This is a genomic window from Synechococcus sp. Lug-A, from assembly GCF_024345655.1.
GTDB lineage: Bacteria > Cyanobacteriota > Cyanobacteriia > PCC-6307 > Cyanobiaceae > MW101C3.
The window spans coordinates 18,931-44,080 of record NZ_JAGQBN010000005.1 but is presented as its reverse complement, the minus strand read 5'-3'; the positions used below and the strand labels follow the sequence as shown (position 1 = coordinate 44,080).

23 protein-coding genes and 1 tRNA gene are annotated in these 25,150 nt (G+C 58.3%); 15 read left to right on the top strand and 9 right to left on the bottom strand.

Annotated elements, in window-relative coordinates; all coding sequences use genetic code 11:
- Window positions 1-58 precede the first annotated feature (58 nt).
- Window positions 59-271, bottom strand: coding sequence for a DUF2862 domain-containing protein (locus KBY86_RS05165; protein ID WP_255099897.1), 213 nt, complete (start codon window positions 269-271; stop codon window positions 59-61).
- A gap of 112 nt (window positions 272-383) precedes the next feature.
- On the opposite strand from KBY86_RS05165, the gene hisF reads away from it, so the two are divergent.
- From hisF to KBY86_RS05125, 8 genes are all read left to right on the top strand, one after another.
- The gene (gene hisF / locus KBY86_RS05160; protein WP_255140449.1) at window positions 384-1,190 is read left to right on the top strand and encodes an imidazole glycerol phosphate synthase subunit HisF; all 807 of its coding nucleotides are present in this window, start codon (window positions 384-386) and stop codon (window positions 1,188-1,190) included.
- 71 nt (window positions 1,191-1,261) lie between these two features.
- Complete coding sequence (locus tag KBY86_RS05155; protein WP_255140447.1) at window positions 1,262-1,627, top strand: hypothetical protein; 366 nt, start codon at window positions 1,262-1,264, stop codon at window positions 1,625-1,627.
- Between the two features lie 24 nt (window positions 1,628-1,651).
- Window positions 1,652-2,365 carry a bifunctional demethylmenaquinone methyltransferase/2-methoxy-6-polyprenyl-1,4-benzoquinol methylase UbiE gene (gene ubiE, locus KBY86_RS05150; RefSeq protein ID WP_094510186.1) on the top strand — a complete coding sequence of 238 codons (714 nt, stop codon included), beginning with the start codon at window positions 1,652-1,654 and terminating at the stop codon, window positions 2,363-2,365.
- Between the two features lie 89 nt (window positions 2,366-2,454).
- Window positions 2,455-3,369 (top strand): glycine--tRNA ligase subunit alpha, encoded by a 915-nt coding sequence (gene glyQ, locus KBY86_RS05145; RefSeq protein ID WP_094510417.1) that lies wholly within the window; start codon window positions 2,455-2,457, stop codon window positions 3,367-3,369.
- 3 nt (window positions 3,370-3,372) lie between these two features.
- Window positions 3,373-3,555, top strand: a complete 183-nt coding sequence (locus tag KBY86_RS05140; RefSeq protein WP_094510187.1) for a hypothetical protein — start codon at window positions 3,373-3,375, stop codon at window positions 3,553-3,555.
- Between the two features lie 66 nt (window positions 3,556-3,621).
- Window positions 3,622-5,706: a ComEC/Rec2 family competence protein gene (locus KBY86_RS05135; protein ID WP_255140554.1), complete on the top strand. Its 2,085-nt coding sequence runs from the start codon at window positions 3,622-3,624 to the stop codon at window positions 5,704-5,706.
- Window positions 5,707-5,834: 128 nt separating this feature from the next.
- Window positions 5,835-5,919: transfer RNA gene (locus KBY86_RS05130), tRNA-Ser, on the top strand.
- A 185-nt stretch (window positions 5,920-6,104) separates the two neighbouring features.
- The gene (locus tag KBY86_RS05125) at window positions 6,105-7,337 is read left to right on the top strand and encodes a site-specific integrase (RefSeq protein ID WP_255140444.1); all 1,233 of its coding nucleotides are present in this window, start codon (window positions 6,105-6,107) and stop codon (window positions 7,335-7,337) included.
- Between the two features lie 13 nt (window positions 7,338-7,350).
- Here KBY86_RS05125 and KBY86_RS05120 read toward each other — a convergent pair whose 3' ends face one another.
- The gene (locus KBY86_RS05120; RefSeq protein WP_255140443.1) at window positions 7,351-7,548 is read right to left on the bottom strand and encodes an AlpA family transcriptional regulator; all 198 of its coding nucleotides are present in this window, start codon (window positions 7,546-7,548) and stop codon (window positions 7,351-7,353) included.
- A 1,385-nt stretch (window positions 7,549-8,933) separates the two neighbouring features.
- Here KBY86_RS05120 and KBY86_RS05115 point away from each other — a divergent pair.
- The 3 genes from KBY86_RS05115 to KBY86_RS05105 all read left to right on the top strand — a co-directional run bounded on the left by KBY86_RS05115 (window position 8,934) and on the right by KBY86_RS05105 (window position 10,815).
- Entirely contained in the window at window positions 8,934-9,098 is a 165-nt protein-coding gene (locus KBY86_RS05115) for a hypothetical protein (RefSeq protein WP_255140441.1), read from the top strand.
- Window positions 9,095-9,604, top strand: coding sequence for a hypothetical protein (locus tag KBY86_RS05110; protein ID WP_255140439.1), 510 nt, complete (start codon window positions 9,095-9,097; stop codon window positions 9,602-9,604). The genes KBY86_RS05115 and KBY86_RS05110 overlap by 4 nt, the downstream gene beginning before the upstream one ends.
- Window positions 9,605-10,356: 752 nt before the next feature.
- Window positions 10,357-10,815, top strand: a complete 459-nt coding sequence (locus KBY86_RS05105; RefSeq protein WP_255140438.1) for a hypothetical protein — start codon at window positions 10,357-10,359, stop codon at window positions 10,813-10,815.
- A 687-nt stretch (window positions 10,816-11,502) separates the two neighbouring features.
- Here the strand turns inward: KBY86_RS05105 and KBY86_RS05100 are convergent.
- A complete protein-coding gene (locus tag KBY86_RS05100; RefSeq protein WP_255140437.1) occupies window positions 11,503-12,102 on the bottom strand; it encodes a thermonuclease family protein in 600 nt (199 codons plus the stop codon).
- Between the two features lie 506 nt (window positions 12,103-12,608).
- Entirely contained in the window at window positions 12,609-12,989 is a 381-nt protein-coding gene (locus KBY86_RS05095) for a hypothetical protein (RefSeq protein WP_255140436.1), read from the bottom strand.
- A 101-nt stretch (window positions 12,990-13,090) separates the two neighbouring features.
- Between KBY86_RS05095 and KBY86_RS05090 the strand changes: the two genes are divergently transcribed.
- Window positions 13,091-13,345: a helix-turn-helix transcriptional regulator gene (locus KBY86_RS05090; RefSeq protein WP_255140435.1), complete on the top strand. Its 255-nt coding sequence runs from the start codon at window positions 13,091-13,093 to the stop codon at window positions 13,343-13,345.
- Window positions 13,346-13,358: 13 nt separating this feature from the next.
- On the opposite strand, the gene KBY86_RS05085 is transcribed toward KBY86_RS05090, so the two are convergent.
- The 3 genes from KBY86_RS05085 to KBY86_RS05075 all read right to left on the bottom strand — a co-directional run bounded on the left by KBY86_RS05085 (window position 13,359) and on the right by KBY86_RS05075 (window position 19,856).
- On the bottom strand, window positions 13,359-13,856 hold the full coding sequence (locus tag KBY86_RS05085) for a hypothetical protein (RefSeq protein ID WP_255140434.1): 498 nt from the start codon (window positions 13,854-13,856) through the stop codon (window positions 13,359-13,361).
- A gap of 127 nt (window positions 13,857-13,983) precedes the next feature.
- Entirely contained in the window at window positions 13,984-17,142 is a 3,159-nt protein-coding gene (locus KBY86_RS05080) for a type I restriction endonuclease subunit R (RefSeq protein ID WP_255140433.1), read from the bottom strand.
- Window positions 17,139-19,856, bottom strand: coding sequence for an N-6 DNA methylase (locus KBY86_RS05075; RefSeq protein ID WP_255140431.1), 2,718 nt, complete (start codon window positions 19,854-19,856; stop codon window positions 17,139-17,141). Before KBY86_RS05075 ends, KBY86_RS05080 begins: the two co-directional genes overlap by 4 nt.
- Window positions 19,857-20,020: 164 nt before the next feature.
- Here KBY86_RS05075 and KBY86_RS05070 point away from each other — a divergent pair, with 164 nt between their 5' ends.
- Window positions 20,021-20,194 carry a hypothetical protein gene (locus KBY86_RS05070; protein WP_255140429.1) on the top strand — a complete coding sequence of 58 codons (174 nt, stop codon included), beginning with the start codon at window positions 20,021-20,023 and terminating at the stop codon, window positions 20,192-20,194.
- 238 nt (window positions 20,195-20,432) lie between these two features.
- On the opposite strand, the gene KBY86_RS05065 is transcribed toward KBY86_RS05070, so the two are convergent.
- A complete protein-coding gene (locus tag KBY86_RS05065; RefSeq protein WP_255140427.1) occupies window positions 20,433-21,110 on the bottom strand; it encodes a low affinity iron permease family protein in 678 nt (225 codons plus the stop codon).
- Window positions 21,111-22,101: 991 nt separating this feature from the next.
- Here KBY86_RS05065 and KBY86_RS15220 point away from each other — a divergent pair.
- Together KBY86_RS15220 and KBY86_RS05050 are read left to right on the top strand one after the other, a co-directional pair.
- Window positions 22,102-24,369 (top strand): EAL domain-containing protein, encoded by a 2,268-nt coding sequence (locus tag KBY86_RS15220; protein WP_255140424.1) that lies wholly within the window; start codon window positions 22,102-22,104, stop codon window positions 24,367-24,369.
- A 1-nt stretch (window position 24,370) separates the two neighbouring features.
- A complete protein-coding gene (locus KBY86_RS05050; RefSeq protein WP_255140423.1) occupies window positions 24,371-24,685 on the top strand; it encodes a YciI family protein in 315 nt (104 codons plus the stop codon).
- 40 nt (window positions 24,686-24,725) lie between these two features.
- On the opposite strand, the gene KBY86_RS05045 is transcribed toward KBY86_RS05050, so the two are convergent.
- Window positions 24,726-25,046, bottom strand: a complete 321-nt coding sequence (locus tag KBY86_RS05045; RefSeq protein WP_255099888.1) for a hypothetical protein — start codon at window positions 25,044-25,046, stop codon at window positions 24,726-24,728.
- Window positions 25,047-25,150: the final 104 nt, after the last annotated feature.

Here is a 25,150-nt window from a genome sequence, read left to right as displayed (position 1 = left end):
GGCCTTGCTGGCGTTGGGATCGGGGGTGTCGCTCAAGTGAGAGAGGCGAAGGGGACGCTCAGGCCGGGGTGATTTCGTCGTCGAAGAACCAGCCGGTGCTGCCGTTGCTCAGCTCCACCACCACGCCGATGCCGCTGCCATCCGTCATCTTGAACTCTTTGACCACGCCCGAGGCATCGCTCTGCAGCAGGCCCACCATCTCGGCAGGGATGCGGTCACGCACCCGCTGAATCCGCACTTTCGAGCCGATCGTGATGGCGTTCTGCGACATGAAGCCGGGCCAAAAAAGCCCTGAAACATTACCAGCGCCCTCGCAGCACGCGGCGGGCTGAAACTGGAGCCATCACCCCCCGCTCCCTGACGGCCCTGCGCCGCCGCCCTCCATGGTCGCCAAACGCATCATTCCCTGCCTCGACGTGGCCGATGGCCGGGTGGTGAAGGGGGTGAACTTCGTGGGCCTGCGGGATGCCGGCGACCCGGTGGAGCTCGCCTGCCGTTACGACGCCGCCGGCGCCGACGAGCTGGTCTTCCTCGACATCGCCGCCAGCCACCAGGGGCGCACCACCCTGGTGGACCTGGTGCGCCATACCGCTGAGGCGGTGACCATTCCCTTCACCGTCGGCGGCGGCATCGGCTCCGTGGAGGGCATCACCGAACTGCTGCGTGCCGGCGCCGACAAGGTGAGCCTCAACTCTTCGGCCGTGCGCACGCCCGAGCTGGTGACCGCGGGCGCCCGCCGCTTCGGCTCCCAGTGCATCGTGGTGGCGATCGACGCGCGCCGCCGCCAGCTGCCGGAAGGGGCCACGCCCGCCTGGGATGTGTACGTGAAGGGGGGACGCGAGAACACCGGGCTCGACGCCGTGGCCTGGGCCCGCCAGGTGGTGGCGCTGGGCGCCGGCGAGATCCTGCTCACCTCCATGGACGGTGACGGCACCCAGGCGGGCTACGACCTGGCACTCACCCGTGCGGTGGTGGAGGCGGTGGAGGTGCCGGTGATCGCCTCCGGTGGCGCCGGCTGCATCGACCACATCGCCGCGGCGCTGAGCGAGGGCAAGGCGGCGGCAGCCCTGCTGGCCTCCCTCCTGCACGACGGCGTGCTCACGGTGGAGGCGATCAAGGCCGATCTGCTTGGCCGGGGGCTCGTGCTGCGCCCGCCCGCTCCGCCGCTGGACGGACTGATGGAGGCTTAGCCGGAGGGGGAAGCGGAAACCGGGCTCGGGGCGCTGTAAAGGGTCGTTACATTAAGGAGATTCCTCTTCGCTTGCCGGTCACCCGTTTGCGTTTCGCCGTGCCGGTCGTTCTGTCTCCCTTCACCACCGTGATCTGCCTGGTGATGGTGCTGGCCGTGGTCGGCCTCGTGGCCTGGGCGCTTCAGCTGATGGAGGCGGCCAACGCACGCCGAGAATTTTCGTTGATGCTCGCCGGCTGCATGGTGTGCTCCGCTGCCGTTGGTCTGGCCACGGTGATGGTGATCACCCTCACCAGCCCTGAGCGTTTCCCCGCTGCCGGAGTGGCGCGCAGCGAGGCCGATGCCGGCATCAGCCTCAACGCCGTGGCCCTGCCCTTCGACGACTCCCTGGAGTGCCTGGTGGATGCCCGCTTCTGCGCCCCCCTGCCATCCTCCTGAGCAGCCAACACAGCGCGGTTCGCTTTGAAGCCCGGTGATCCCCAGGCGGTGCGTGAGCTCTTCGACAGCATCGCCCCTCGCTACGACCAGCTCAACGACCTGCTCAGCCTTGGCCTGCATCGCGTCTGGAAGCGTCAGGCCGTGCGCTGGCTGGAGCCGGCTCCGGGCCAGCAGCTGATCGATCTCTGCTGCGGCACCGGCGACCTTGCCCTGCTGCTGGCCGCAAAGCTGCGGCCCGGAGGCCGCGTGCTCGGCCTCGATGCGGCCGCCACGCCTCTGGCGATCGCCCAGCGGCGCAGCGCCCGCCAGCCTTGGTTGCCCGTGTGCTGGCAGCAGGGCGATGCCCTCGCCACTGGCCTGGCCAGCGGCCGCTTCGACGGGGCGGTGATGGCCTACGGCCTGCGCAACCTCAACGCCCCAGGGCCGGGCCTGCAGGAGCTGCGGCGGCTGCTGCGGCCCGGTGGCCGCGCTGCCGTGCTGGATTTCAACCGCCCCGATCCCGCCACCCCGGCCGGTGCCGCCGCCGCCAGCTTCCAGCAGCTCTACCTCCGCCGCCTGGTGGTTCCTGCGGCCCGCCGCTTCGGCCTGCCCGAGCAGTACGCCTATCTGGAGGCCAGCCTGGAGCAGTTCCCCAGGGCGGCGGATCAGGAGGCAATGGCCCGCCGCGCCGGCTTCACGCAGGTGCGCCACCGGCCGCTGATGGGCGGCCTGATGGGCCTGCTGCAGCTGGTGGCGTGAGGCAGCGCACGGCTGCCTTCTGACAGGATCGGTGGCCGGTGCTCTGCCCGCGCCTCTTCACGCTTCGCCCCGCACCCCAGAACCCGGCCATGCTTTTTCAGGACATCATCTCCACCCTGAACCAGTTCTGGGCGGCGCAGGGATGTCTGCTGCTTCAGCCCTATGACACCGAGAAGGGCGCCGGCACGATGAGCCCCCACACGGTGCTGCGGGCGATCGGGCCGGAGCCCTGGGCCGTGGCCTACCCCGAGCCCTGCCGCCGCCCCACCGACGGCCGCTACGGCGACAACCCCAACCGGGCCCAGCACTACTTCCAGTACCAGGTGCTGATCAAGCCGTCACCGGACGGCATCCAGGAAACCTATCTGGCCTCGCTCGAAGCGCTCGGCATCCGCGCCGCTGACCACGACATCCGCTTCGTGGAGGACAACTGGGAATCGCCCACCCTCGGCGCCTGGGGCGTGGGCTGGGAGGTGTGGCTCGACGGCATGGAGGTGACCCAGTTCACCTACTTCCAGCAGTGCGGCGGCCTCGATTGCCGGCCGGTGTCGATCGAGATCACCTACGGCCTTGAGCGGCTCGCCATGTATCTCCAGGATGTGGAGAGCATCTGGGAGCTGCGCTGGAACGAGCAGCGCTCCTACGGCGAGATCTGGCTGCCGTTCGAGAAGGGCCAGTGCGCTTACAACTTCGAGGCCTCCAACCCCGAGCGGCTGCAGCAGCTGTTCGCGCTCTACGAGGCTGAAGCCACGGATCTGGTGGCCCGCAAACTGCCGGCCCCAGCCCTCGACTTCGTGCTCAAGTGCAGCCACACCTTCAACCTGCTGGAGGCCCGCGGCGTGATCTCGGTCACGGAACGCACTGCCACGATCGGCCGCATCCGCCACCTGGCTCGCCAGGTGGCCCAGGCCTGGCTGGAGGAACGGGAGGCTCTGGGCTTCCCCTTGCTGGCCGGATCGGCGGCGCCGCCCCTGCCCGCGGCGGCTGGCACCGCCTCGCGCTGAGCCTTGAAGCGCACGTTGCTGGTGGTGGTGCTGCTGGCCGGCAGCTTCCAGGCCGGCCGGCTCACCGAACGGGCGATCTGGCCCTGCCGGCTGCGGCCGGTGGCCGCCCTGGTGGCGCCCCTGCTGGGCCAGACGATGCCGAGTGAGCAGGTCTGCGATCTGATCCAGCGGCTGCCCAGCTTCTGAAGCCCCGCCGCAACCAGGCCAAAGCGGGGAACCCTGAGCGCACACAGGTGATCAGGAGTGGCCCGCATGCCCTTCGTGGTGGTGAGCGTGGCCCTGGCGGCACTGGCGCTCGGTTTCTGGTCGCACGGCTGGCTGGGCGCGATCCCTCTGGCCGCGGTGGCCTGGTGGTGGCTGGCGCGGCAGGGCGCCGCGCTGCACACCCGGCTGCTGGTGCTGGCGCTGCTGCCCCTGCTGATGCTCTGGGTGCAGCTGCGTCTGCCCCAGCCAGGCCCGGCCGATCCGGTGCGGCTGCTGGGGACTGAGCCGTCACGTCCGGCCGAACTGAGCGGACGCCTGCTGGCCGACCCCCGCGCCAGGGGAGAGGGGGGCGGCTGCAGCGTCATGCTGGCCAGCGCCGGCGGGAACACCGAGCTGCGTCTGCCCTCCTGCCTGCCCTTGCAGGAAGGCTGGCGGGTGAGCGTCCGTGGGGTGCTCAGCCGCCCCGCCCCACCGGCCCACCCCCTGCTGGGCAGTGGCGCTGAGCGCCTTGCCCGGCAGGGAGTGTGGAGCCGGCTCACGGTGGCGGCCAGCCCCGATGCGGTGCGGGTGCTCGCCCGTCCGTCCACCCCGGCCGCGGATCTGCGTCGGCGCATGGCCGCCGCGCTGTTGAAGCAGGACGGCCCGGAACGGGGTGGGGTGCAGGCCGCCCTGGTGCTGGGCAGCGCCGTGGTGCCCTTGCCGGCCGCGGTGCGGGAGTCGTTCCGCGTGGCGGGGCTTTCGCATGCGCTGGCAGCCTCCGGCTTTCACCTCACGGTGCTGCTGGGCGCGGTGATGGCCGTGGGCCGGCGGCTGCCGCGCCTGCCCCGTTGCCTGCTGGCGGCCGGCGCCATGCTGCTGTTCCTGCTGCTGGCCGGCCCCCAGCCCTCGGTGGTGCGGGCGGTGTTGATGGGGGCCGTGGCCTTTGCCGTGCTGGAGAGCGGCCAGCGCAGCCGCCCACTGGGTGTCCTGCTGGCCTCGGTGCTGCTGATGCTGCTGGCCCAGCCCGGCTGGTTGCTCGATATCGGCTTCCAGCTGTCGGTGGCCGCCTGCGCCGGCCTGATGCTCACGGCCCGGGATCTGGAGCAGGCGCTGGCTCATCGCCTGCCGGGCTGGGCCGCTGCAGGGGTGGCAGTACCGCTGGCCGCCTCGCTCTGGACCCTGCCGCTGCAGCTGCTGCATTTCGGCACGGTGCCGCTCTGGGCCGTGCCCGCCAACCTGGCGGTGGCGCCGCTGCTCACCCCGCTCACGCTCGGGTCGATGGCGGCGGCCGTGGTGGCCGTCACGGTGCCGCCGCTGCTGCCACTGTTCGCCTGGCCCCTCGGGCAGCTCACGGCCCTGCTGCTCTGGCTGGCCCAGGCCTTCGCCGCCCTGCCGATGGCGCAGTGGCAGGTGGGACGCTCCCAGCCGCTGCTGGTGGCCCTGTTCACGCTGGGGCTGCTGCCATGGCTGGTGCCAGCACTGGGGCGGCGGCTGCGGGGCTGGGCCCGCCCGCTGGGCCTGGGCGCCATGGCGCTCACGATGGGCGTGCACCTGGCGGCGCTGGCGGGGGACCAGCTGCTGGTGGTGCACCAATGGGGCGGCGATCTGCTGATCGCGCGCCATCAGGGCCGGGCCGCCCTGCTCAGCAGCCGCGCCGATGGGATGAGCTGTGCCAGCGCCGCCCGGCTGGCGGTGGGCCTGGGGGTGCAGCGCTTCGACTGGATCCAGCTGCAGGATCCGGTGGCCACAGCGGATCGGGATTGCTGGCGGGGGCTGAGTGCCCTGGTGCTGGATGCCGGGGATGGCAGCACCTCGCTGCAACCCGGGCAGCGGCTGGAGAGCCGCGGCTTGCGTCTGGCGCCGCTCACCGCCAGCAGCGCCGCCCATGTGCTCACGGTGGGCCGCCACCCCTGGTTGCTGCTGCCCGACCGCCAATCGGTGTGGGCCTGGCAGCAGCAGCTGGCGGAGGGCCATCCAGCGCTACCGCGCCATCTGGCCGGTCTCTGGCTTGGGTTTGCGCCACAGCACGCTGAACGACAGGCCCTGGAGGTGGTGGGGACAGCCAGGCGCTGGGTGAGCGGTGCCTGGGCGTCCCCACCGGCGGGCTGGAGGGCCAGCGGTTCCAGTGGTTTCCTCGCTGGGGCTGCCGGCTGACCGCTTCGTAAGCTGGGTCGTGCAGATCGCGGCTCCCACCGGAGTGGCAGCTCTGCATTCCCTGGATCCCTGCCTCTTCCGGCGCCTTCGTTGGCATGGGGAGGGCCATCGGTTCCCTGGAACCACCTGGAGAGGTGGCTGAGTGGTCGAAAGCGAACGACTCGAAATCGTTTGAAGGGAAACCTTCCGTGGGTTCGAATCCCACCCTCTCCGCTTTTTGGAAGATCAAGAAGGGTCTGGTTCGTCCAGACCCTTTGCTGTATCTGGGGTTTAGGTGGTTCGGTCGTCCAGGTGAATCCGCCTAAAACCAGGGTCGACGAAAAAGTTGGTTGGGGGATTTGTTGGGGTATGACCTCTTGCGTGTTGGGGTAAGATTTGAGTGTTGGGGTATTTCTTAAATGCCTTTCACAGACAGCGATCTCAGGGCACTGCAACCCCAGTCGAAGAAATACAGGGTGTCTGCTGGTGAGTCCCTCTTTGTCGAGGTCTACCCCAATGGTGGGCGCTACTTCGTGTGGCGTCATCGCTTCCCGCCTGGCAAGGAGGGCAAGTTGCGGGATTACCAAATCGGTCCTTACGGCAAGGGTCCAGGGCAGTGGACGCTCAAGGAGGCACGGGAAGAGCGAGCACGATTGGATGTGCTGCGCCGCCAGGGGGAAGACCCCAGAGCACTGAAGGCAGAGCAGCGCCAGACCATCCAGCGCACGGGTGCTGTGACCTTCCAGAAGGCGGCAGATGAGTGGTTGGCGAGCACCAGCAGCAAACTCGCCGCCACAACGCTCAAGGACTACAAGAACAAGTTGCAGAACCAGATCCTGCCTGTGTTCGGCAGGAGATCCATCAGGGCGATCACCCGTAGTGAGTGCCTGGATTTCAAGCGCACCATCGAAGCAAGGGGTGCACGCAACCAATCCGACAAGGTTTTTGGGGTCCTCAGGCAGGTTTTCTCGTATGCCATCGACCACGAGTGGATCCCAGAACCCAATCCCGCCAGGAGTTCCAGGCACGCTCACTCGGGGCATGTCACCAAGAGTCACCCCTCGCTGGATTGGAACGATGTGCCTGGGTTCCTGGTGGATCTCTCCAGCAACAAGGGGAACGGAGATCTGATTGCCCTTGCTTCCGTGAAGGTCCTGCTGCTGACCTTCATGCGAGTGGGCGCTGTGGTTCCTGGTGAGTGGTCAGAGGTGGATTGGCATCAGCGGATCTGGACGATTCCTGCCAGGAGGATGAAGGGACGGGATTCGACGAGGCAGGAGCACTTGATTCCTCTCTCGCAACCGCTGATCGATGTGTTGGAGTTCCTCAAACCGATCACTGGGCACTCTCGCTACATCTTTCAGAGTCCCAGGGGCAAAGGCACTGAGCACATTGCCTTGGAGACGCCCAACCATCTCATCAAGCGGATGGGGTATCAAGGGAAACTGGTTGCTCATGGGGTCAGGCACATGGCGTTGACCTATGGGCAGGACATCCTGAAGACGCCTTTTCATGTCATTGACCTGCAGATGGGACATAAACCACCTGGGAAAGTCCGTCAGGCGTATGACAAAGCGCAGTTTCTTGATGAGCGGATTGACTTTATGAATCGCTGGGGAGACCTGCTTTTGGGGAATGGATTGCAGACATAAAAAAAGAGGGGTATTACCCCCTCGCTGCTGCGACTTGCTCAGCAATCCAGTTTTGAATGTCTGATTCCACCCAGACCACGAGGCGGGGACCGATAGGGATCTGCTTAGGGAAGGTGCCCTCATCGATACGAGAATAAATGGTGGACTTGGACAGTCCTGTAATGGATTTGACTTGCGGGAGTCGCAGCAGTTGTTCAGATGCTTTTTTCATAGGATATTGTTTCCTCAATGGTCCATATTATACTTCTTTTTTCTTGAGAAGTCAAGCATATTGGACTGTCTTTCGGATGCATATCTGCTCTTGGGATTATCCGCAGAGTCGTTCAATCCAACCAAGAGTCACCTGCCTCCCTACGCTTCCTCTGCTGACGCTGCTTCACCAAATGGTTGAGGCGTGACTGATGACCCGCCTGCTGCTGAGGTGAGCGCATTGGCGGCAACTTGGTCACCTTGGGTGCTGCAGGAGCACCAGGCGCTGCTGGGGGCACTGCAGGGCGCTGATGATGCTGGTGGAATCTTTCAGGGCGAAACGCAGGTGGTTGCCCGCTGAGCATCCCCCGCTTCTTCAGCATGGTCTACAGTGACGGGCAGTTGGTCTGGAATCCAGTTGTTCCCAACTGGTCACGAAGGCGCACATACTCAAAGTGAAGCAGCGGGAACTGTGCCTCTAGGAACTTCACGAATGACTGGTGCTCACCACACTTGTGGCACTTGTAGTTCCAGGTATTGCCATAGGGATACAGATATCCCTTGGCATCAGATGGCGCATAGGGTTTCCCTTTGCCGTTTTTACCACTGGTTTGACAATAAGGGCATTGAAACTGGTAGGCGACAGATTTCTTCTGAAATAGCGGCAGTGATGACGAGAAGTATTCAATGAATGATTCTTCTATGGTTTTTGACATATCAGGTATTGCTTTCTTGCCTTCGTATTATAGCACTCAATTTCTAATCTGTAAATCATGAAATGCATAAATAACCTTGTAGAGGTTTGATCAAGATGGGTTCAGTCATGAAATCGAAATAAACATAAGGCACTTGACAAACTCTAAAGAATCCTGTATAGTAAACCTTGTAGTGGTTTCATCAAGTGATCTTGAGTTGATTCATTGGATAACTCCTGAAGACCACTCAAAAAGACCCAAAAGAAACTCAAGACGAAATAAAAAGAGTATCCACTCAAAACTTGATTCATGAGTCACCAGAAGACAACCAATAGAATCCCTTGATTGAATCCTGAAGTATTTATCCCTGATTCAAATCGAGAATCTCCAGGTGAGATCATGAATCAGGATTTAAATCTCGTTTAAAATAGGATCCTGAAGTTGATCTTAGGTTGCATCCACAAGAAAACTCTTGATTCAACTCAAGGATAAATCATGAATAAATAGATTTAGATTCTATTTTAAAGTCATAGATGAGATCAATCCCAAGAGTAAAGCAAATAAGTTTTAAAGAAAAAGAGCATCCATATCTGCTTCAGCAAATGGAGGATCTGATGGATCTCTACAAAATGGATATCAGCGGTCTCTACAAGACCCTGCTGCGTGAAAAGCATCAGGCGGTCTTTGGAGCACCCACTAGCAGGTTGGGTCGATGAGCACCATCAGGATCCACCTGCACCCCGTTGAGGCAGAGATGCTCAAGGAGGTTCAGAAGGTCAACAGGCGCTTCCGTGACATCGACACGCTCCTGCTGGGTCTGATTCGTGAGGAATACGCCAAGACCCCAAAAGGGCGCAGCAGCAAGGGGGCGTCATGAGGCATCACGACTTGATGGTGGAGGAGTTCCTCAAGCGCCAGGCAGCGGCAAAGAGAGTGTTGGTGGCGATCAAGCGGTCACGCAAGCGAGAGACCCTGCCCACTGCGCTCCAGGTTGCTGATACCCCTTTGGCGGTGTCTGAGGAGCATTCCTTCTACATCTTCCGCACCGACACCAATGCGGTGCTCGCCAGGGGCATTCAAGGGTTTGAGGCGGCGAAGAGCAGAGCGAACGAACTGAGGAAATCCCACGGGTTGAAGTGGGATGAAGTGAAGTTCAAGGCGGAGCGTGGCAACCAGAGCAGTGGAGGTGCTTCTGGTGCCTCTGGTGCGTCAACGGCAGCAGCACCCAAGAAGCAGTTCGGGGTGAGCAGAGATGGCAAGACCTTCACCAACGCTTCTGGGCAGACCAGTCGAGTTCAATACGCCCGCAACTACAACCCATCAAAAGGGCGCAGATTCAGGGGATATACAGATGCTCAGGGCAACTATCACGATATTGACTGAGGCAAAACTGAGATGGGATCACGATAGATGCTCGCCAAACCTGAGTAACACTATGAGTTTTGGTGAGTGTCACTTAGAAGTGCGATACGAGCAATAGGGCAGAAAAAAGCAGAACCATTGCGGTGCAATGGGTCTTACGCAAGACCAGTATGGGACCAGCAGATCCCAGTGCTCATTTAACGGCATCAGGTGGACCCCTTGCGGCGCTGTGCGTCTCAACGAATTTGCCCGTAAGGGGTTGACGGATGCCGCCACTTGCCCTATAATTACCTCACAAGCGACAACGACTCCAGCAACCACGCACAGGGAGAATCCGTTGTCTTGTTAGACGAAAAACCGTCGAAATAACCCTGCACCTTGCTCAGGTTTAGAGCGCACATAAACTTACGCCCTGGAGGCATCTATGGATAAAACTGAATACAATATTGACCTTATTGTGGCATCCTGTAATGGTGACCCTGAGGGTATCATTCGTCAAGTCCTGATTGACGCAGGAGTTGAGATCGTCACCTTGGTCTGCTACGAGAAAGAGGATTTCTAAGGGTCCTCTTGTGAAAATCTGAGGAAGCATTCAGATGCTTCCTTGCATCCCGCTCGACTGAGCATATAAACATTCACCCCGAAAGGTATTTATTATGACTATTGCTTCACTGCCCAAGCACACTCACTACTTCAATGGTAGTTCCTGTGACTCTGAAACCGAATATTATTTTGTCTCTTACCAGGTAATCTCTTCGATTAAGTGGATTCGTATGCCCTTCCTCACTCTGAAAGAAGTCCAAGATACCCTGGAGTCACTCCCCTTTCTGCTGACTCCTGGTATGTCACCTTCCAGGGAGAGCGACTTGCCTTGCATTATTCCTGATTACAAGAACCTTCAGATCTATAGCGAAACCTGGTTGAGCGAACTTCACCAGGATTGGGATGAAGGGAATCAGAGGTATGTCGATGGCGAGTATACGAACCGTCAGATCATCTTTGATGATCGCTATGAGCGGAATGCGGTTCACTTTACGGGTATTCCTTCCTTGTCTCGCCAAAAAGGAGAAGAGAAGGAGGCATGGCAGCAGCGTGTATGGCAACAGCGTTGTTCCCTTAAAGAGGAGAGTATCGCCCGTATGCGTCTTCACCACCAACTTAGTGAGCATCAAGACGATCTTCCCGCTTTGCTTGCGCTTCGCCTTGGCGATCAAACCGAAGTAATTGGATAATATCTGATTACTTTCCGCCCTGAAGAAAGAAGTCAAAGGATTTCTCTCGGAAGTAGTCAATACGCTTCGCCCTTACACCATTGATGGAGAGGTGATCACGACGAACAATCGTGGTCACCTCAAGATCAAAGGCACATATCCGTCAGGCACCCACTCGTTTGCAATGGGAACAACTCCCAGTGACTATCGGTGGAAATATCGTGCCAAGACGGCGCTGAAGCGTTTTGTCTACACAGATATCCTGCAAACCGAATATTAAGCATTTGCCACTCTTCGCCCTGTGCTGGGTGGCAATAAAAACATAAACCTGTATCCAATATCAAAAGAATCACATGAATACAAAGCAATGGCAGGTCACGATTTCTCATCCTGATTACTGCCCTAATCCGCAGACATTCTCCATCACCACCGATCAACTTAACGAAATGACTCGCAACCCTGATTTCAGTGAAATGATTGAGGGGTCAAGTGTCTTGAGCGGATTGATCGGAGCAGTTGAATCCATCCAGGATCAAACTCTTTAGACATCAACGAGATCTATTAAGCGCCCATCGCTATCCACCAGGCGATGGCGCTTCCCAGTGGATTCTGCACGACGCTGAGCAACCCGATAGGCATCCGCCTGGTTCTGCTTGCTCTGGTAGTGCTGTCAACGACCGAACTGGTCTTGCCATTCAATGTTGATCGTCATTTCAGCGTCTCACACGCCTCCCCATCACCATCACGGTCAAGGTAAGCGTGTCCTTGCCTGAGCAGGTCCTGCGCCTTGCTCCAGGATCCGATCTCGCTACATCGGTACCTGCCGCTGTTGGAGGCACCACTGCTTGAAGACACACCGCTTCCTCCTCGCCTGGTGCGTCTGTAGTCCCAGGGTCGCTGGATGCCACCAGGCACCCCCCATACCCCAACACCCTTCAAACGGGCATCGTTCTCCAATCGGGAGTAGGTCTGACGGTCACACCCACTGATGTATTGCCAATAGACGAAGGCATTGCCAGATCCCACCATGGACTGGTTGATGTTGCTGCTGCCGTTGAGGACCTCGGCAACGCTCCTGCCATAGCGGTCCGTTGCCTTGGTTCTGAGGGTGACCTGGGATCCGATGGGCAGCAGACCCTGCAGTGCTCTCCTCGCCTCCATCCCATACGGGGATTGGGAGGTCTCTGGTGCATCAATGCAGGCAAGACGAACCTTGATGCGCCCGCTGCCCTCGGTCACGGTGATGGTGTCTCCGTCTCCAATGGACAGGACAGAAGCGGCGTGAGTGGGTGCCGCCAGTAGCAGCACTCCACCCAGCAGGAATGCCCACCTCATCGCCTCACCCCCACAACTCCAGACCCAGACCCGCCAATGCTGCCGCCCTTCTGAGGCAGGAGGACGCCGCAACCTCAGCAGCAGGTGCCTGGGACTTGGACTCCAGTGGTTCCGATGCCACCGCTGAGTAGTGGAGCAGGTCTCCATCAGCGGTAGGGATGGTCAAACGCCCTGTGACCACAACGGCACCACCGACCTCCTGAACTGACTGGACCTCCCAACACCAACCAGGAGCACGGTGGTGCAGGTGGCGGGCAATCGTGTTCCAGGGGCAGTAGGTCAGGGTCGCTGTGCCCTGCTTCCTGGTCTTGAGGTGCCGAGGATCTATAGGGCGAGAGAGATCCGCCAGTGTTTCGGCAGTGGGGCGAAGGGAGAACTTGGCGCTGGATGCTTTGCAAGGTGCAGCAGTCACTAGAGGTCTTGCGCCTGATGCACAGATCATAGCACGAAAGCAAGTGCCTGGCGCAAGACCTGAAAGATCACCTGCTCAGTTCTTTGCGCCTCATGCAAGATGCCTGCAGATATGCAGTCGTCTGTTGGATGGCGCTTCCTCGCCTCTGCGCCTCTTGCTGGATTGCCCTGATGGCATCACGGGTCTGCTGGTCGTAGATCCATGAAGTGCGCTGACACTGCTTGAGGATCCACCCTCCCCCGAACTGAACGCCAAAGCGCAGTTCAGCATCGGAGTAGGTGCCCGCCAGTTCGGCGTCAATCTCCTTGCGCTCATCCTCCAGTCGCTTGATCTGCTCTGCGATCTCCAACCGCCTGAGCAGCATGGCGTCAGTGCTCAGATCCGCCAGATGCGGGAATCGGTCTGCCTTGATGGGGATGGATGCCAGCACTTCGGCGATGGATTTCACGGGTCTTGAATGCCTGATGCATAGACCCTAGCGTTTAATGCTAGGAAACGGGTGCCAAGAGCGTCTTGTCTTGCTGCAGGTGCGCTAGGTATGGTGTCTATATGCCAAAACAGGTTCGTCTGACGCTCGCCAAGGCAATCGCCAAGGCAAATCTGCGCCGTGCCGAGGCGGGTGAGAAACCCATCACCATGAACTCGTTAGCGACTCAGGCAGGGGTGGCAGCGACCACCGTTGCCCGACTGGCAAGAACCGACGACAAGGCAGCATCAGCACTCTCGCTGGATCTGGCATCCAAGATCGTCACGGTGCTGGATTGTGGGATTGAAGATTTGCTTGAGGTAGTGGAATCTGAGTAGATGCTGCGCAGAGTCAGATACCTGCTGTTTGGGTGAACTCAATAAAATCTTCAACCTCTTCTTCTGCTATTGGCACTGACTTCTGGGGCATTGTGTCGCATTCGCCCCTAAAGTCACTTCGCATCTTTAGGGCGAATGCACTACCTGAATTGAGCAGTTCGTCGAACGTTCCAATCCATTCGACCTGGGCAACTCCCTTCATCGCCTTGTTATAGGCAACTGGAACCTGGTCTTCTGGGGGATTGGATAGTGATTCGAAAAGGAGTGACTGCTGCGCAACGTATTCGCTCTCGCTCTCGCATGATGAATGCATCATCGGCAGGCATGACACAAGAAACTCTTGCCTGTCGCTTTCCGTGGGAAACCACATAAAGACGGCAGTGCCCCCTCCTTGACTTGCCGCTCGATCTCCATAGTGATAGAAACCAAATTTGTACTCTCTCGGGTCTCTATCGGCGATTTCCCAGGTAAGCGACTCTATTTCGCTATCGAGGTTATCGTGAAATTTCACTGGTCAGCATTGATGACGACCATACTACTTTAGCGGCATTGTGGCGTCAGGCAACTGGTCGCTATTCTGCGCAATCATTTGGTGCGGGGTTGAGACGGTAACGCAAGAAGCGTTTTGGGGTGTATATCTATGATGAAAGATATGATGCAACAACATCATGGATCTTGCTGCCCAAATCCTCTCTAGACCACTCCTCAGAAATCATCTCGGTCTGTTGGAGCACCAACTCAATCGCTGCTGCCTCTTGGTCAGGCGGATACTTGTAGCGTTTCAGTAGTGCCTTGATCATCGTTCGTAGTCGTGCCCGAACGTTTTCCTTGTATTGCCAGTCGATGCTGAGGTTGCCCCTGAGTTTTTCTGCCAGTTCCCTCGCCATTTTCATCAACACCTCATCTCCCATCAGATCGTGTGCTGACTGGTTATTCGCTAGGGCGTCGTAAAAGGCAACCTCTGCAACCGACAATCCCATTGCCTCGACTTTCTCTGCCTCATCACGGAACTGCTTTGCCATCGCAATCAGTTCTTCGATCACCTGTGCTGCTTCGATGGAACGGTTGGCGTATTTGTTGAGAGATGCCTGTAGCAGTTCGCTGAACCGCTTCTGCTTGACCACGTTGGTCTTGAAGCGGGTCTGAACCTCTTCCCTTAGCAACCGCTGGAGCAGTTCAACCGCCAGGTTCTTTTGGGGGATCTTGCTGACCTCCGCCAGAAACTGATCCGACAGGATGCTGAGATCAGGTTTTTGTAGACCTGCGACCTTGAAGACATCCGTGATTCCATCTGCCACCAACGCCTGAGACATCAGTTGGCGCAACTCAAAATCAACATTTTTAGGGGGAACCCCATCACCGCCAACTCCATCACCCTTGATCAGTGGTGCTCGGATCGCCTGGAGGAAGGTCACCTCATCATTGAGTGCCATCGCTTCATCCAGGGTGCCGCACAAGGCAAACGCTTTCGTCATTGCCAGCACGGTGTCGCAATATCGCTTCTTGCCTTCTGGTAGTTCAAGGATGTGATCCAGGCAGTTGGGTAGCAGTGCCATTGCCGTCTTGGGATCCTTGAACCCACTCCAGTCAATGGGATGGAGCAGGTCACGGGCAACCTGGAGTTTCTCCTTGAGAATCCGCAGCGCCTCACTTGTATCAATCGTTGGAGCACCCTTGCCCTTCGATGCGGTGTAGGTCGCCAGTGCTTCTTTGAGTTGGGGGGCGATGCCGATGTAATCGACCACCAGACCGCCTGGTTTGTCTTTGAAGACCCTGTTCACACGGGCAATCGCCTGCGCCAGGTTTGCTCCCTTCATCGGTTTATCCACATACATCGTCGCCATACAGGGAGCATCAAACCCCGTTAACCACATATCCCTCACCAGCACGATCTTGAGCGGGTCGGCAGGATCCTTGAACCGTTTCTCCAGATCCTTCTTCTGCTGCTTGGTGGTGTGGTGCGGTTGGAGGTATTGCTCATCCGATGCCGATGCCGTCATCACCACCTTGATGGCACCTTTTTTCGGGTCGTCGTCGTGCCAGTCAGGGCGTAGAGCAACGATGGCGTCATAGAGGCGAGCACAGATGTCTCTGCTCATCGCCACCACCATCGCCTTGCCTGGTTGGGTGCGTGAGCGTTGCTCGTAGTGGGCAACCAGATCTGCTGCCACCTGCTTCAGACGTGGTTCAGCACCCACCAGTGCTTCCAATGCTGCCCACCTGCTCTTTGCCCGCTCAGCAGCAGGGATGTCGTCTTCATCTGAGAAGAGGTCATCCACCTGCTCATCCACCTGGGGCAGCAACGGTTCCTTCAGCGCCAGTTTTGCCAGGCGGGATTCGTAGTAGATCGGCACCGTGGCACCGTCTTCCACTGCCTGCTGAATGTCGTAGACGGAGACGTAGTGCCCGAAGACCGCCTGAGTGTCACGGTCGTCTTGGGAGATTGGCGTTCCCGTGAAAGCAAGGAAGGTTGCCTGGGGCAGGGCATCCCGCAGCGCCTTTGCCAACCCGTATTTGATTTCCCCTGTCTTGGTGTCGAAGCGACCCTTGAACCCGTATTGGGTGCGGTGCGCCTCATCGCAGATCACCACGATGTTGTGGCGCTCGGTCAGGGCAGGGAACTTGTCTTCATCAGGTTCGGTTGCGAACTTCTGAATCGTGGTGAAGATGATGCCGCCGCTGGGTCGGTTGCTCAGTAGTTCCCTGAGTTCTTGGCGACTGTCTGCCTGCTTGGGGGATTCGCCCAACAGGTCACCTGCCCCAGCAAACACCCCGAACAGTTGCCCATCCAGGTCTTGGCGGTCGGTGACCATCACCAGAGTCGGGTTCTCCAGGCGTGGATCGGTGAGCAACTTGCCCGCCAGACACGCCATTTCGATGCTCTTGCCTGCGCCCTGGGTGTGCCAGACGACGCCACCTTTTTTATCGCCATCAGGTCTGCTTGCTTCCACCACTCGCTCCACTGCTGCCCTGACGGCGTGGAACTGGTGGTAGGCAGCGATCTTTTTGATGATTTGCCCGTCTTCCTCAAACAGACAAAAACGACGAACAAACTCCAGCAGTCGCCCCTTGTCGAAGATGCCCCTCACCAGGGTCTCTAGGTCTCGATGAGCACCCAGCGGATCGAGGTGGTTCTCCCCTTCGATGGTGCGCCAACGCTGAAACCTTTCGCGATCAGCACTCAATGACCCCAACCGTGCCTGGATGCCATCGCTGATCACCAGCAGCACATTGGGGGTGAACAGGTCGGGTATGTCTTGCTTGTAGGTCTGGAGTTGGTTGAACCCTGCCCAGATGTCTGCCTTCTCATCAGCAGGGTTCTTGAGTTCGATCACCGCTAGCGGTAGACCGTTGACGTAGACCACCACATCAGGGCGGCGGTTGTGCTTGGTGCCCTGGATCGCCAACTGGTTCACCACCAACCAGTCGTTGGAGGCGGGGTCGTCGAATCCGATGACCTTGAGGCGGATGCCCACCTGCTGGTTCCCATTCATATAGGTGATGGGTAAACCCTGGGTCATCCAGCGGTGGAACTGACGGTTGGATGCCAGCAGACCAGGCACGTTGGGGTTTGACAGCGTGTTCACTGCCATCTCGATAGTGCTCGCTGGCACTTCTGGGTTCAGGCGTTGAAGTGCTGAGCGCAGACGACCCGTGAGGATGACCTGCCTGAAGTCGGTGCGTTCAGGTGTGGTGCCATCAGGTGCGAGATCTGGAGCAAAGGCATAGGCGTATCCCAGTTCCTTGAACCACTCAAGGCACTGCTGCTCCAGATGGTCTTCAAGTATTTTTGTCATATAATCTCTACCAAAATTTTCTGCAGTGATTCTGTAAAATGCTTCTCACTTAGTTTCCCTGATGATAGATTTGCGACAATGTCGGTTGACAGATCGCTCGCTCTCTTCTTCAGCGACTTGGTGTGCTTTCTGTATGACCATATTGCTCTTGCAAATTGCTCAAATCTGTTCATCAACTCATTGCCAGGAATGGCAAAATAGATCAAATCAAGGTCTTCTTTTCTGAATCCCGCTTGAACTGTTCTTGCGCTGCCACCAAGAATAAGATCGTAAAACGTCCCAGAATTGATGAATGATGCGACAAACTCTCTTGTTTCATCTTTTTTGGGGATTATCTTCACGATGGCGACGTTAATTGCTCCACTAAGACCGCGCAGTGGTCTGCCAAGCGAGTCCCTTCCGAATTCACCACTGCCTGATCCATACCTTCCGACTAGTATGTCGTCTTCATTCACCATCCTTAACTTGCTTGTCTTGGGCACATATGTAATGTGATTCTCGTTGTCAAAATCGCGGATTTGGAGGAGTCGAACATATCCATCCAGTAGTTCTTCTCTGAAGTCCGCTGCTGGTGGTTGAGACCCCCCTTGAAAGGTGAATAACTCACTGAGTGGAACTGCCCTCCAATCTCTTGGTGTGACTATCTTTGTGTCTTTGCAAAAATCTTCTGGGAATAGGTCGTCGAGTTCTTTGTCAAGTCCACTGTCAAGTTTCTCTCGCTTGAGTTTTATAGGATCATGATTGACAAACCACGACCTAAATAATGTGTTTGTGGTGCTTTCTAGAAATTCATCACTTAGCACAATTTCTGGGTCAATAGAACGCAGTAGATTTGCAACCCTTGTGAGTCCCACTCTGCACAACTCATTGCCAATATTCTTCTTCGCGTTCGCAACCCTGCTTTTTGCTTCGTTGTAGGCAACGACTGTGCTCAGCGCTTTTTCTTCGGTATTCAGATCGTCTTCCTCTATGCAATCCTTCCCTACGTATCTTCCAGGTGTAAGGTGAAAACCGTGAGATGCGATGTCGCTTAGTGTGGCACTTTTGCAGAACCCTTCCACGTCGACATAGGTATTCTCTGATGCTTTCCATGCCCTGACTGTTTCCGCAATTCTGTTAATATCATCACTTGTTAGTGTCTTTTGAATGTTTGAGATCATCTGTCCCATGCCTTTGGCATCAATAAATAGCGTTTCGCCGCGCCGATCTCTTCCGTTGATTGTCTTGTCTTTTGTGAGAAACCAAACGCAAACAGGAATTTGAGTGTTTAGGAAAAGTTGCCTTGGTAGGGCGAGTACTGCTTCGACGACGTCTGCCCTTACCATGCTTTCTCTGATCTTGTTCTCTCCTCCTTCTATAGAATTAAGAGATCCATTTGCCAATATGACTGCCGCTTGCCCGTTGGGTTTCAGTTTCCAGAGTATGTGCTGCAACCATGCGTAGTTAGGGTTCCCAATCGGTGGTCTACCGTGAACCCATCTTTTGTCTTCTTCGTATTTCTCTCCGCCCCAGTCCGAAATGTTAAAGGGAGGATTGGCGAGGATGTATTCAAATTTAAGATCGGGGAACTGATCTCTTGCGAATGTGTCTGCTGGTTCTTGACCTAAATCGCCCGCGAAACCATGGATTGCAAGATTCATTGCCGCTAATCTCCACGTGGTGTGATTGCTCTCTTGCCCATAGATTGATATATCATCTCTGCGACCGCCATGTAATTCGATAAACTTTTCGCTTTGAACAAACATTCCGCCAGACCCGCAGCAAGGGTCATATACCCTGCCGCTATTTGGCGCTAAAATTGCTACTAGCGTGTCTACGACGTGGGCAGGCGTATAGAACTGACCGCCCTTCTTGCCTTCTGCGCTTGCGAACTGACCGAGAAAGTATTCGTAAACCTCACCCAACACATCACCTGATCGCTGCTCGTCAGCAAATCCAATGGTTGAGATCAGATCTACCAGTTCACCCAGACGCCCAGGTTCCAGTTGGGCGGCACCAAACCGCTTATCCAACTTGCCCCGCAAAGTTGGGTTCTCGTTCTCGATGGCAACCAGTGCCCGATCAATCAGTTGCCCTATGTCAGGTTGCTTTGCCCGTGCCCGAAGCGACTCCCAGCGAGCATCAGCAGGCACCCAGAACACGTTCTCCTGGACGTAGTAGTCACGATCCTCCAGCGATGCCTGGTGCTCCGCAGGATCATCGCCCACGTAGTTGTCAGATTCAGGGTCGCTGACCATCGCCAGCACCTTCGCCCGATGTTCGGCAAAGGTGTCTGAGATGTATTTGAGGAAGATCAGACCCAGAACCAGATGCTTGTATTCCGCCGCATCCATCTGGGCACGAAGTTTGTCGGCAGTTGCCCAGAGCACTGCCTTGAAATCCTTGGCGGGTGCTTCCTTCTTCGCTCTGCCACGACCGTTGCCTACTGCTGGTGCTGAGGGTGCCTCGTAGCGACTGCCGCCCTCGATGCCTTCTGCCAGGCGCACGGATCCACCACGCCCCTGCCCCTTGAGGATCAGACCCAGACCCACCAGGCGGTCTTTGACTGCTGAATATTCCTCTTCGCTGATCTGGCGCTCTGCTGCCCGACTCAATGCCTCCCGTGCGGACAGGTTCCCGATGGTGCTTCCGTCAGGGGGGAGCACCTCCAGCAGCAGATCTCCCAGGTCCTCGTCGCCTGCTTCAGGGGTTGTGAAGGTCGCTGAGTCGGTCACTGGCGCTTGTTGCCTTGCCCCCAGTGTCGCTGCTGGAGCAGCGTTCTGCCCGTTATGCAGTGGGTGCATACCTCGTGGGTGGTGCCTGTGAATCCCTCTTCGGACCTCCCGCCCTTGCCTCTAACCCAGCACAGGGGTTTGCTGGGTCTCCTATCCCTGAACCGATGTCCCTGATCCCTCGCTGGCGCTACATGACCGATGAGGCGAAGGCACTCACGAAGCGCACTGCCGTCTCTGCTCTGGTGGTTCTGCTGGTGCTGCTGGTCTTTCGGGCACTAGTTCCGTGGGTTTTGGTGGCAGTGGTTGCTTGGTGGATCTGGAAGGCGGTCAGCAAGTAGTCCTTCGCAGTAGCAGCGCAACCATTGCGCCTCTACTGCAACCGTTGCTCCTTCGCCCAGATCCGTTCCAGCGACTTCCTGAACTCTCCCTCCCTCAGCGGTCGTGCCAGGTCCCGTTCCTGATGGTGCTCCCGATCCACCAGATTTGAAGACCGCCAAAGACCAGGGCGACCAGACCCAGTTGGAGATATCCTCAGTTCAGGTGATCCATCAAACCGCTTGCCGTTCTTCCATCTTCCTATGCACTCAATTCTGGACTGTCCGTGTCTGACTTTCCCAGCAGCAAACTCTTCTGTGCCTCAAGTGCCAGCGCCTCGTACTTGTCTCTGAAGTAATCCTGTTGCTGTTCGGTTAGTTCCTCCAAGTTAAGAAGAGCATTATGCGCTCCCTTGGTCGCCCGGATTAGTTCGTCTAATTTAATTTGCACTGCTTCGGCATCCCTGTTCTGGGTGTGCTGAATTAGGAATACCATTAGAAAAGTGATGATCGTCGTGGCGGTATTGATTGCCAATTGCCAGGTATCGCTGTAATCAAATAATGGACCACTTAGTAACCACAGTCCGACGACTCCGCAGGCAACGGTGAATGTCCCTGACCTGCCTGATGTCTTGGCGGCAATCTTTGAGAATCGCTCGTACCAACTCTTCTTCGTCATTGACCTGATTCTTTCTTTTACGCTACACACTTTTTCTTGACCACTCTGAATGCCTGGCACCGCTTGTGTCGCTTCCTGCCACTGCTGGAGCAGTGCCTTGGGGATCTTGCGCTTCAACTGGTCTGTGGATTGCTCCCAGGAGAGACCAGCGCAGTAGCGCATCTCCACGGTGTTCTCCCCAGGGCACTTGATCTGGGGTTCCTGAGCGTGGAGGGCAGTAGGGAGCAGGAGAACGCCCGTGGCGACCAGCAGGTGCTTCATCGGGGTCTTCTGGCGCTGTCTGAAGGGTATGGGGGTTCATCGACGCTGGCGACCACTGCTGCGCCAAGGGTCTCAATGGACTCCTTGACCTCGCCGCCTTTCCGTGACTAGTACAGGCGTACTTGCTCGCCTGCGATGCCCTCCGCTCTCCCTGCCGCCTCTGGTACCCCTGCTGAGGAGTGGGAATACTTGGATGTCGATGTCCTGCGCCCTGCCCGCTCTGGTGCTGTCTGCATCACCTGTCAGCACTTCCGCTACGAGGTCGGCAGGCACTGCGTCACGGTGCTGACCTGCCCCATCCATCAGGGTCTGATTCCCCAGGGTGAGCACCTGACCAAGCGGTGTCCTCAGTGGGTTGCTCGGCGGGAGGTGGCGGTTGGGTGGTGTCCAGAGGCGGGGTGAAGGATGTTGGGGTAGCGTTATTGCCCAGATTCCCTCTAGGGCAATCGATCTGCTCCTTCCGTCGAGTTCACGGACGAAAACTGATGATGGGGTAAATGTTGGGGTAAATCGCACCCCAACACCCCAAAAGTGTTTAAGAGAGTCCAGATGAGACCGAAATCGACGGACACCCTCTCCGTTCTATCCCTCGGCTCAGGGTTGCCATTCCTCCCCGGCGGCATCAAGCGTGGTCAATGCGTAGCGTGCGGCGCTAATGATTCTCACTTGTGCATGGCACGATGGCGTTGTCTCGCCTCATGGTCGAATCCTGATCTTCCCTGCTGCTGCATGGTGATGAGGCACCCAGAACGTGCACCTCTGCCTGAACGTCCTCGCACCTGAAAGCCTGCAGGCTTGCGTGCCGCGTTTAGCTTTTTCTCATTCAGGAGAACCACGGCTTCTGGCTTGCTTTGGGACGTTTCTCGGGCACAATTGAACCCATCACCCAGCGGAGCGCTTGTTCCTCTCTGTGCCTCGAAGCCTGAGCAGAGCGCACACCGTTCTGGGCAATGTCCTGGGCAGCATCAGCAAGGGCTGGTCGGGATTGTCCGTGGAGGATTCCCGCACGATCACTACCGATGCCTTCGGGCTTGTTGCCACCGGCGCCTGTGTGTTGGTGGTGTCCACCATCCTTTTCATGGATGGCCAGGCACAGCAGGCGCAACGCAGTTGGCATGCGGAAAGCAATCTGTTGCAGTTGCGCGTGCAATGGCACAAGCTCATGGCCAAGGAATGGGGCCGAAACGATCAGATCAACGCCGCTGTTGCTGGTGGTCCGGCGGATGCCCTGAAGGAAAGGCTGGCCGGTTCAGAGATTCTCCAAGGCGGCCAGAACATGCTGATCGCCGATGCGGATGGCCGGATCCTGTTCGATTCGTTGTCAGGCCCCGGGGGAGAGGCCATGGGTCCGGCGGCCCGTCAGGAGTTGCAGCGGTGCGTTGCCCAGAAGCTCAGCAGGGTGATCGCGCTCCGTCGCTTCGAGCCTGCCACCGCCTATGGCTGGATCTGTCTGGATGCTCACGTGTTTGCGATCGGAGCTGTTGCGGGTGTGCTCGATCAAGGCGCGCAGAACTCGCCAAAGGGCTGGTTCTTCCACTTCGGACAGGTGATGGTCAACGATGACGACCCGAACCTTCGCGGCGCCTTCGGCAAGATCCGCGACAACCTTTCCGTCGCGGTCGACGCGGTGCCACTGCTGGGCTCTGGGGTTGAGGGGCTGCGTATCTCCTCTGCCCCAGTGTTTCCGATCAGCGATCTTGAGCCGTCCTCCGCGCCGTGGCGCCTCCAACAGACCGTCCCCTGGAGGCAGTTGCTGGTGGGCTATGGGCTGGATGTGCTCGTCCCCTGGTTCACCCTCTGCCTCGGGCTCGGTGTGGTGGGTCTGTTGCGTCTGAGATCCCTGCGCCGCAGCTCCCACGGCACGCGGCGGGGGCTGCTCACAGCCCCGCGTGCCTTCCGTGTCGCGCGGCCGAAGGGCCTGCCGCACACCCTGCAGCCCAGCTCGGATCTTGCCGATGCCCTGCCCCTGCTGCCCGCGCTGGTGAAAGCCCACCCCCTGCCCCTGCTGGTGGTGCTCTCCCCTCTGATTCGCGCCTTCGACGGCTCTGTGCCCAGCGGTCTGGAGGCTTTGAACCGCACCCTGGTGCTGCTGGAAGAAGGGTTCAGCGTCGCATTTCCGGCAGCGCTGCTGTGCAGGAGCCAGGAGCTCGCCCTGGTGGCGGTGGTGCCGCTGCCGGAAGCGCTGGACCGCCACCTGGCAGCCACCCGGGAGGAGCTGGTGGCGCAGGTGCAGGCCATCATCGATCGGGCGACCGACAACGTCCAGGCGGTCATCCGGGCGGATGTGAATTCCAACCTGACGTGGCTGAAGCCTGATCGCATCGCAGAACAGATTCTGGATCTCATTTCCATGAATCGGCAGATGAAGCATCACTTTCCGCCAGCTTTCCTGGATGCGGATGCTGCTGAGCAGCCCGCTTTGCTGCGATACCAGAGCAGCCAGGATTTCAAAGTTGTGCAGTTGGCAGAGAGTTTCATTGACCACCATTACAGGTTGGAGAATGTGATTCTTTTTGATGGCCATCAGCAGCGCATTGCCTATCGCGAAATGCTTTTCTCGCCCTCCAGGAATCAGCACCCCGATGTGCCGCTCCAGGATTTGATTCGTTCTCTGGAGCGAACGTCGGCCATTCATCTGATCGATCGCTCCATGTTGCGCAAGGCCCTCTCCTTCAGCGCTGAAGCCGTCAAGGATGTGCCCCTGACGGGGGAGTGCCAGTTGCCGGTTGAGTCTCGGCAGCGTGGTGAGGTGGGGCTGGTGCGTATGCCAGGGCCGGAGGCTCAGTCTTTGCCGCTGATCGCCACCAACCTTTCTGCGCTCACTATCCAATCGGAGCTGCACCGCAACGGAATCCTCGACATCCTTGAGGCCGCCCCTGCCCCAGTCCGTCAGACCATCGTGATGGAAATCACGGAAACGGCGTTGTTGGGTGAGGAGTCTGTGTGGCTGGATTTCTTCTGCCGCCTCCGCCGCTTGGGGGTGCGGGTGGCGATCGACGACTTCGGTTGTGGCTATGCCGCCCTCTCCTATCTGTTCCGCTACCCGGCCGACTTCATCAAGGTGGACCTGCACTATGCCCGGCTCACCTGCGACCGGCGCGTGAATGCCATGGTGGAGTTTCTGCTGAGTTTTGAGGTGGGCTATCCCACCCGCGTGATCATGGAAGGAATCGAAACGCAGAGCCAGCTCAGCCACTGGCGGCAGAAAGGTGTCACCCATTTTCAGGGCTACCTGTTCGCCTCACCACCACAGAGTTGACATGCGCTGGTTTGTGAAGCTGGAAGAGGGCACGGTGGATCGCCGCCATTTCGATCAGCACCTTCAGGCGCATCTCGCCTGGGTGCGGGAACTGAAGGTCCGTGGCCACTGCCCCAGCACCGGCTATTGGCAGGAGTGCAAAGGCCAACCTGGGGCAGGAGGCATGTTGCTGTTCCAGGCGGGTAGCTGGGAGGAAGCGGAAGCCATCGTGCGTAGCGATCCACTCATTCAGGCCGGCAGCGTGAGCTGGATCCTGCACGAGTGGCATGTGGTGGCTGGAGCTCTGGGGGCCGCCGGGGATCCCGGATCCAGCTGACCGCTGCCGGAACCAGGCCAGGCTCTGTAGCCATAGGGGCTCAGAATCGGGCCAAGGCGGAGATCTTCACGAGCTTTTCTTTCTCGATGCCTTCAAGTTCACCCACATGGAGAAGCCCATCTTTCACGAGGGTGGCAAACATGAAGATAAGGGAGGAATCTCTGAGGTCAAACTTGCCATCCATCTCGTGACGTTTAGCACTCAGAAAATCATGCAAGCTCCACACGTCGTTGGGACTGGCTGCCTGCTCCACGCGATTCTGGAGAGTGGCGATCAACGCAGCCACTTCGCGTTGATAGGCCAACTCCACTGCTTTCTGGGCTGCTTCTTTTTCCTCGGGCGTCCAGCCGGAGTGGCTCACTTCCACCTTTCTTCAGAATTGACTTTGTGTTATTGAGACCCTAACACATCAAAAATCCGACTGAGAGGCACGCGGCGGAGGCTACTTTGCTCGTAGGTGCTAGG

Excerpts from the sequence above, each read along its gene's own strand:
- KBY86_RS05165 (WP_255099897.1), bottom strand. The coding sequence starts at position 271 with ATGTCGCAGAACGCCATCACGATCGGCTCGAAAGTGCGGATTCAGCGG.
- hisF (WP_255140449.1), top strand. The coding sequence starts at position 384 with ATGGTCGCCAAACGCATCATTCCCTGCCTCGACGTGGCCGATGGCCGG.
- glyQ (WP_094510417.1), top strand. The coding sequence starts at position 2,455 with ATGCTTTTTCAGGACATCATCTCCACCCTGAACCAGTTCTGGGCGGCG.
- KBY86_RS05135 (WP_255140554.1), top strand. The coding sequence starts at position 3,622 with ATGCCCTTCGTGGTGGTGAGCGTGGCCCTGGCGGCACTGGCGCTCGGT.
- KBY86_RS05125 (WP_255140444.1), top strand. The coding sequence starts at position 6,105 with ATGCCTTTCACAGACAGCGATCTCAGGGCACTGCAACCCCAGTCGAAG.
- KBY86_RS05120 (WP_255140443.1), bottom strand. The coding sequence starts at position 7,548 with ATGAAAAAAGCATCTGAACAACTGCTGCGACTCCCGCAAGTCAAATCC.
- KBY86_RS05115 (WP_255140441.1), top strand. The coding sequence starts at position 8,934 with ATGAGCACCATCAGGATCCACCTGCACCCCGTTGAGGCAGAGATGCTC.
- KBY86_RS05110 (WP_255140439.1), top strand. The coding sequence starts at position 9,095 with ATGAGGCATCACGACTTGATGGTGGAGGAGTTCCTCAAGCGCCAGGCA.
- KBY86_RS05105 (WP_255140438.1), top strand. The coding sequence starts at position 10,357 with ATGCCCTTCCTCACTCTGAAAGAAGTCCAAGATACCCTGGAGTCACTC.
- KBY86_RS05090 (WP_255140435.1), top strand. The coding sequence starts at position 13,091 with ATGCCAAAACAGGTTCGTCTGACGCTCGCCAAGGCAATCGCCAAGGCA.
- KBY86_RS05080 (WP_255140433.1), bottom strand. The coding sequence starts at position 17,142 with ATGACAAAAATACTTGAAGACCATCTGGAGCAGCAGTGCCTTGAGTGG.
- KBY86_RS05070 (WP_255140429.1), top strand. The coding sequence starts at position 20,021 with ATGTCCCTGATCCCTCGCTGGCGCTACATGACCGATGAGGCGAAGGCA.
- KBY86_RS05065 (WP_255140427.1), bottom strand. The coding sequence starts at position 21,110 with ATGAAGCACCTGCTGGTCGCCACGGGCGTTCTCCTGCTCCCTACTGCC.
- KBY86_RS05050 (WP_255140423.1), top strand. The coding sequence starts at position 24,371 with ATGCGCTGGTTTGTGAAGCTGGAAGAGGGCACGGTGGATCGCCGCCAT.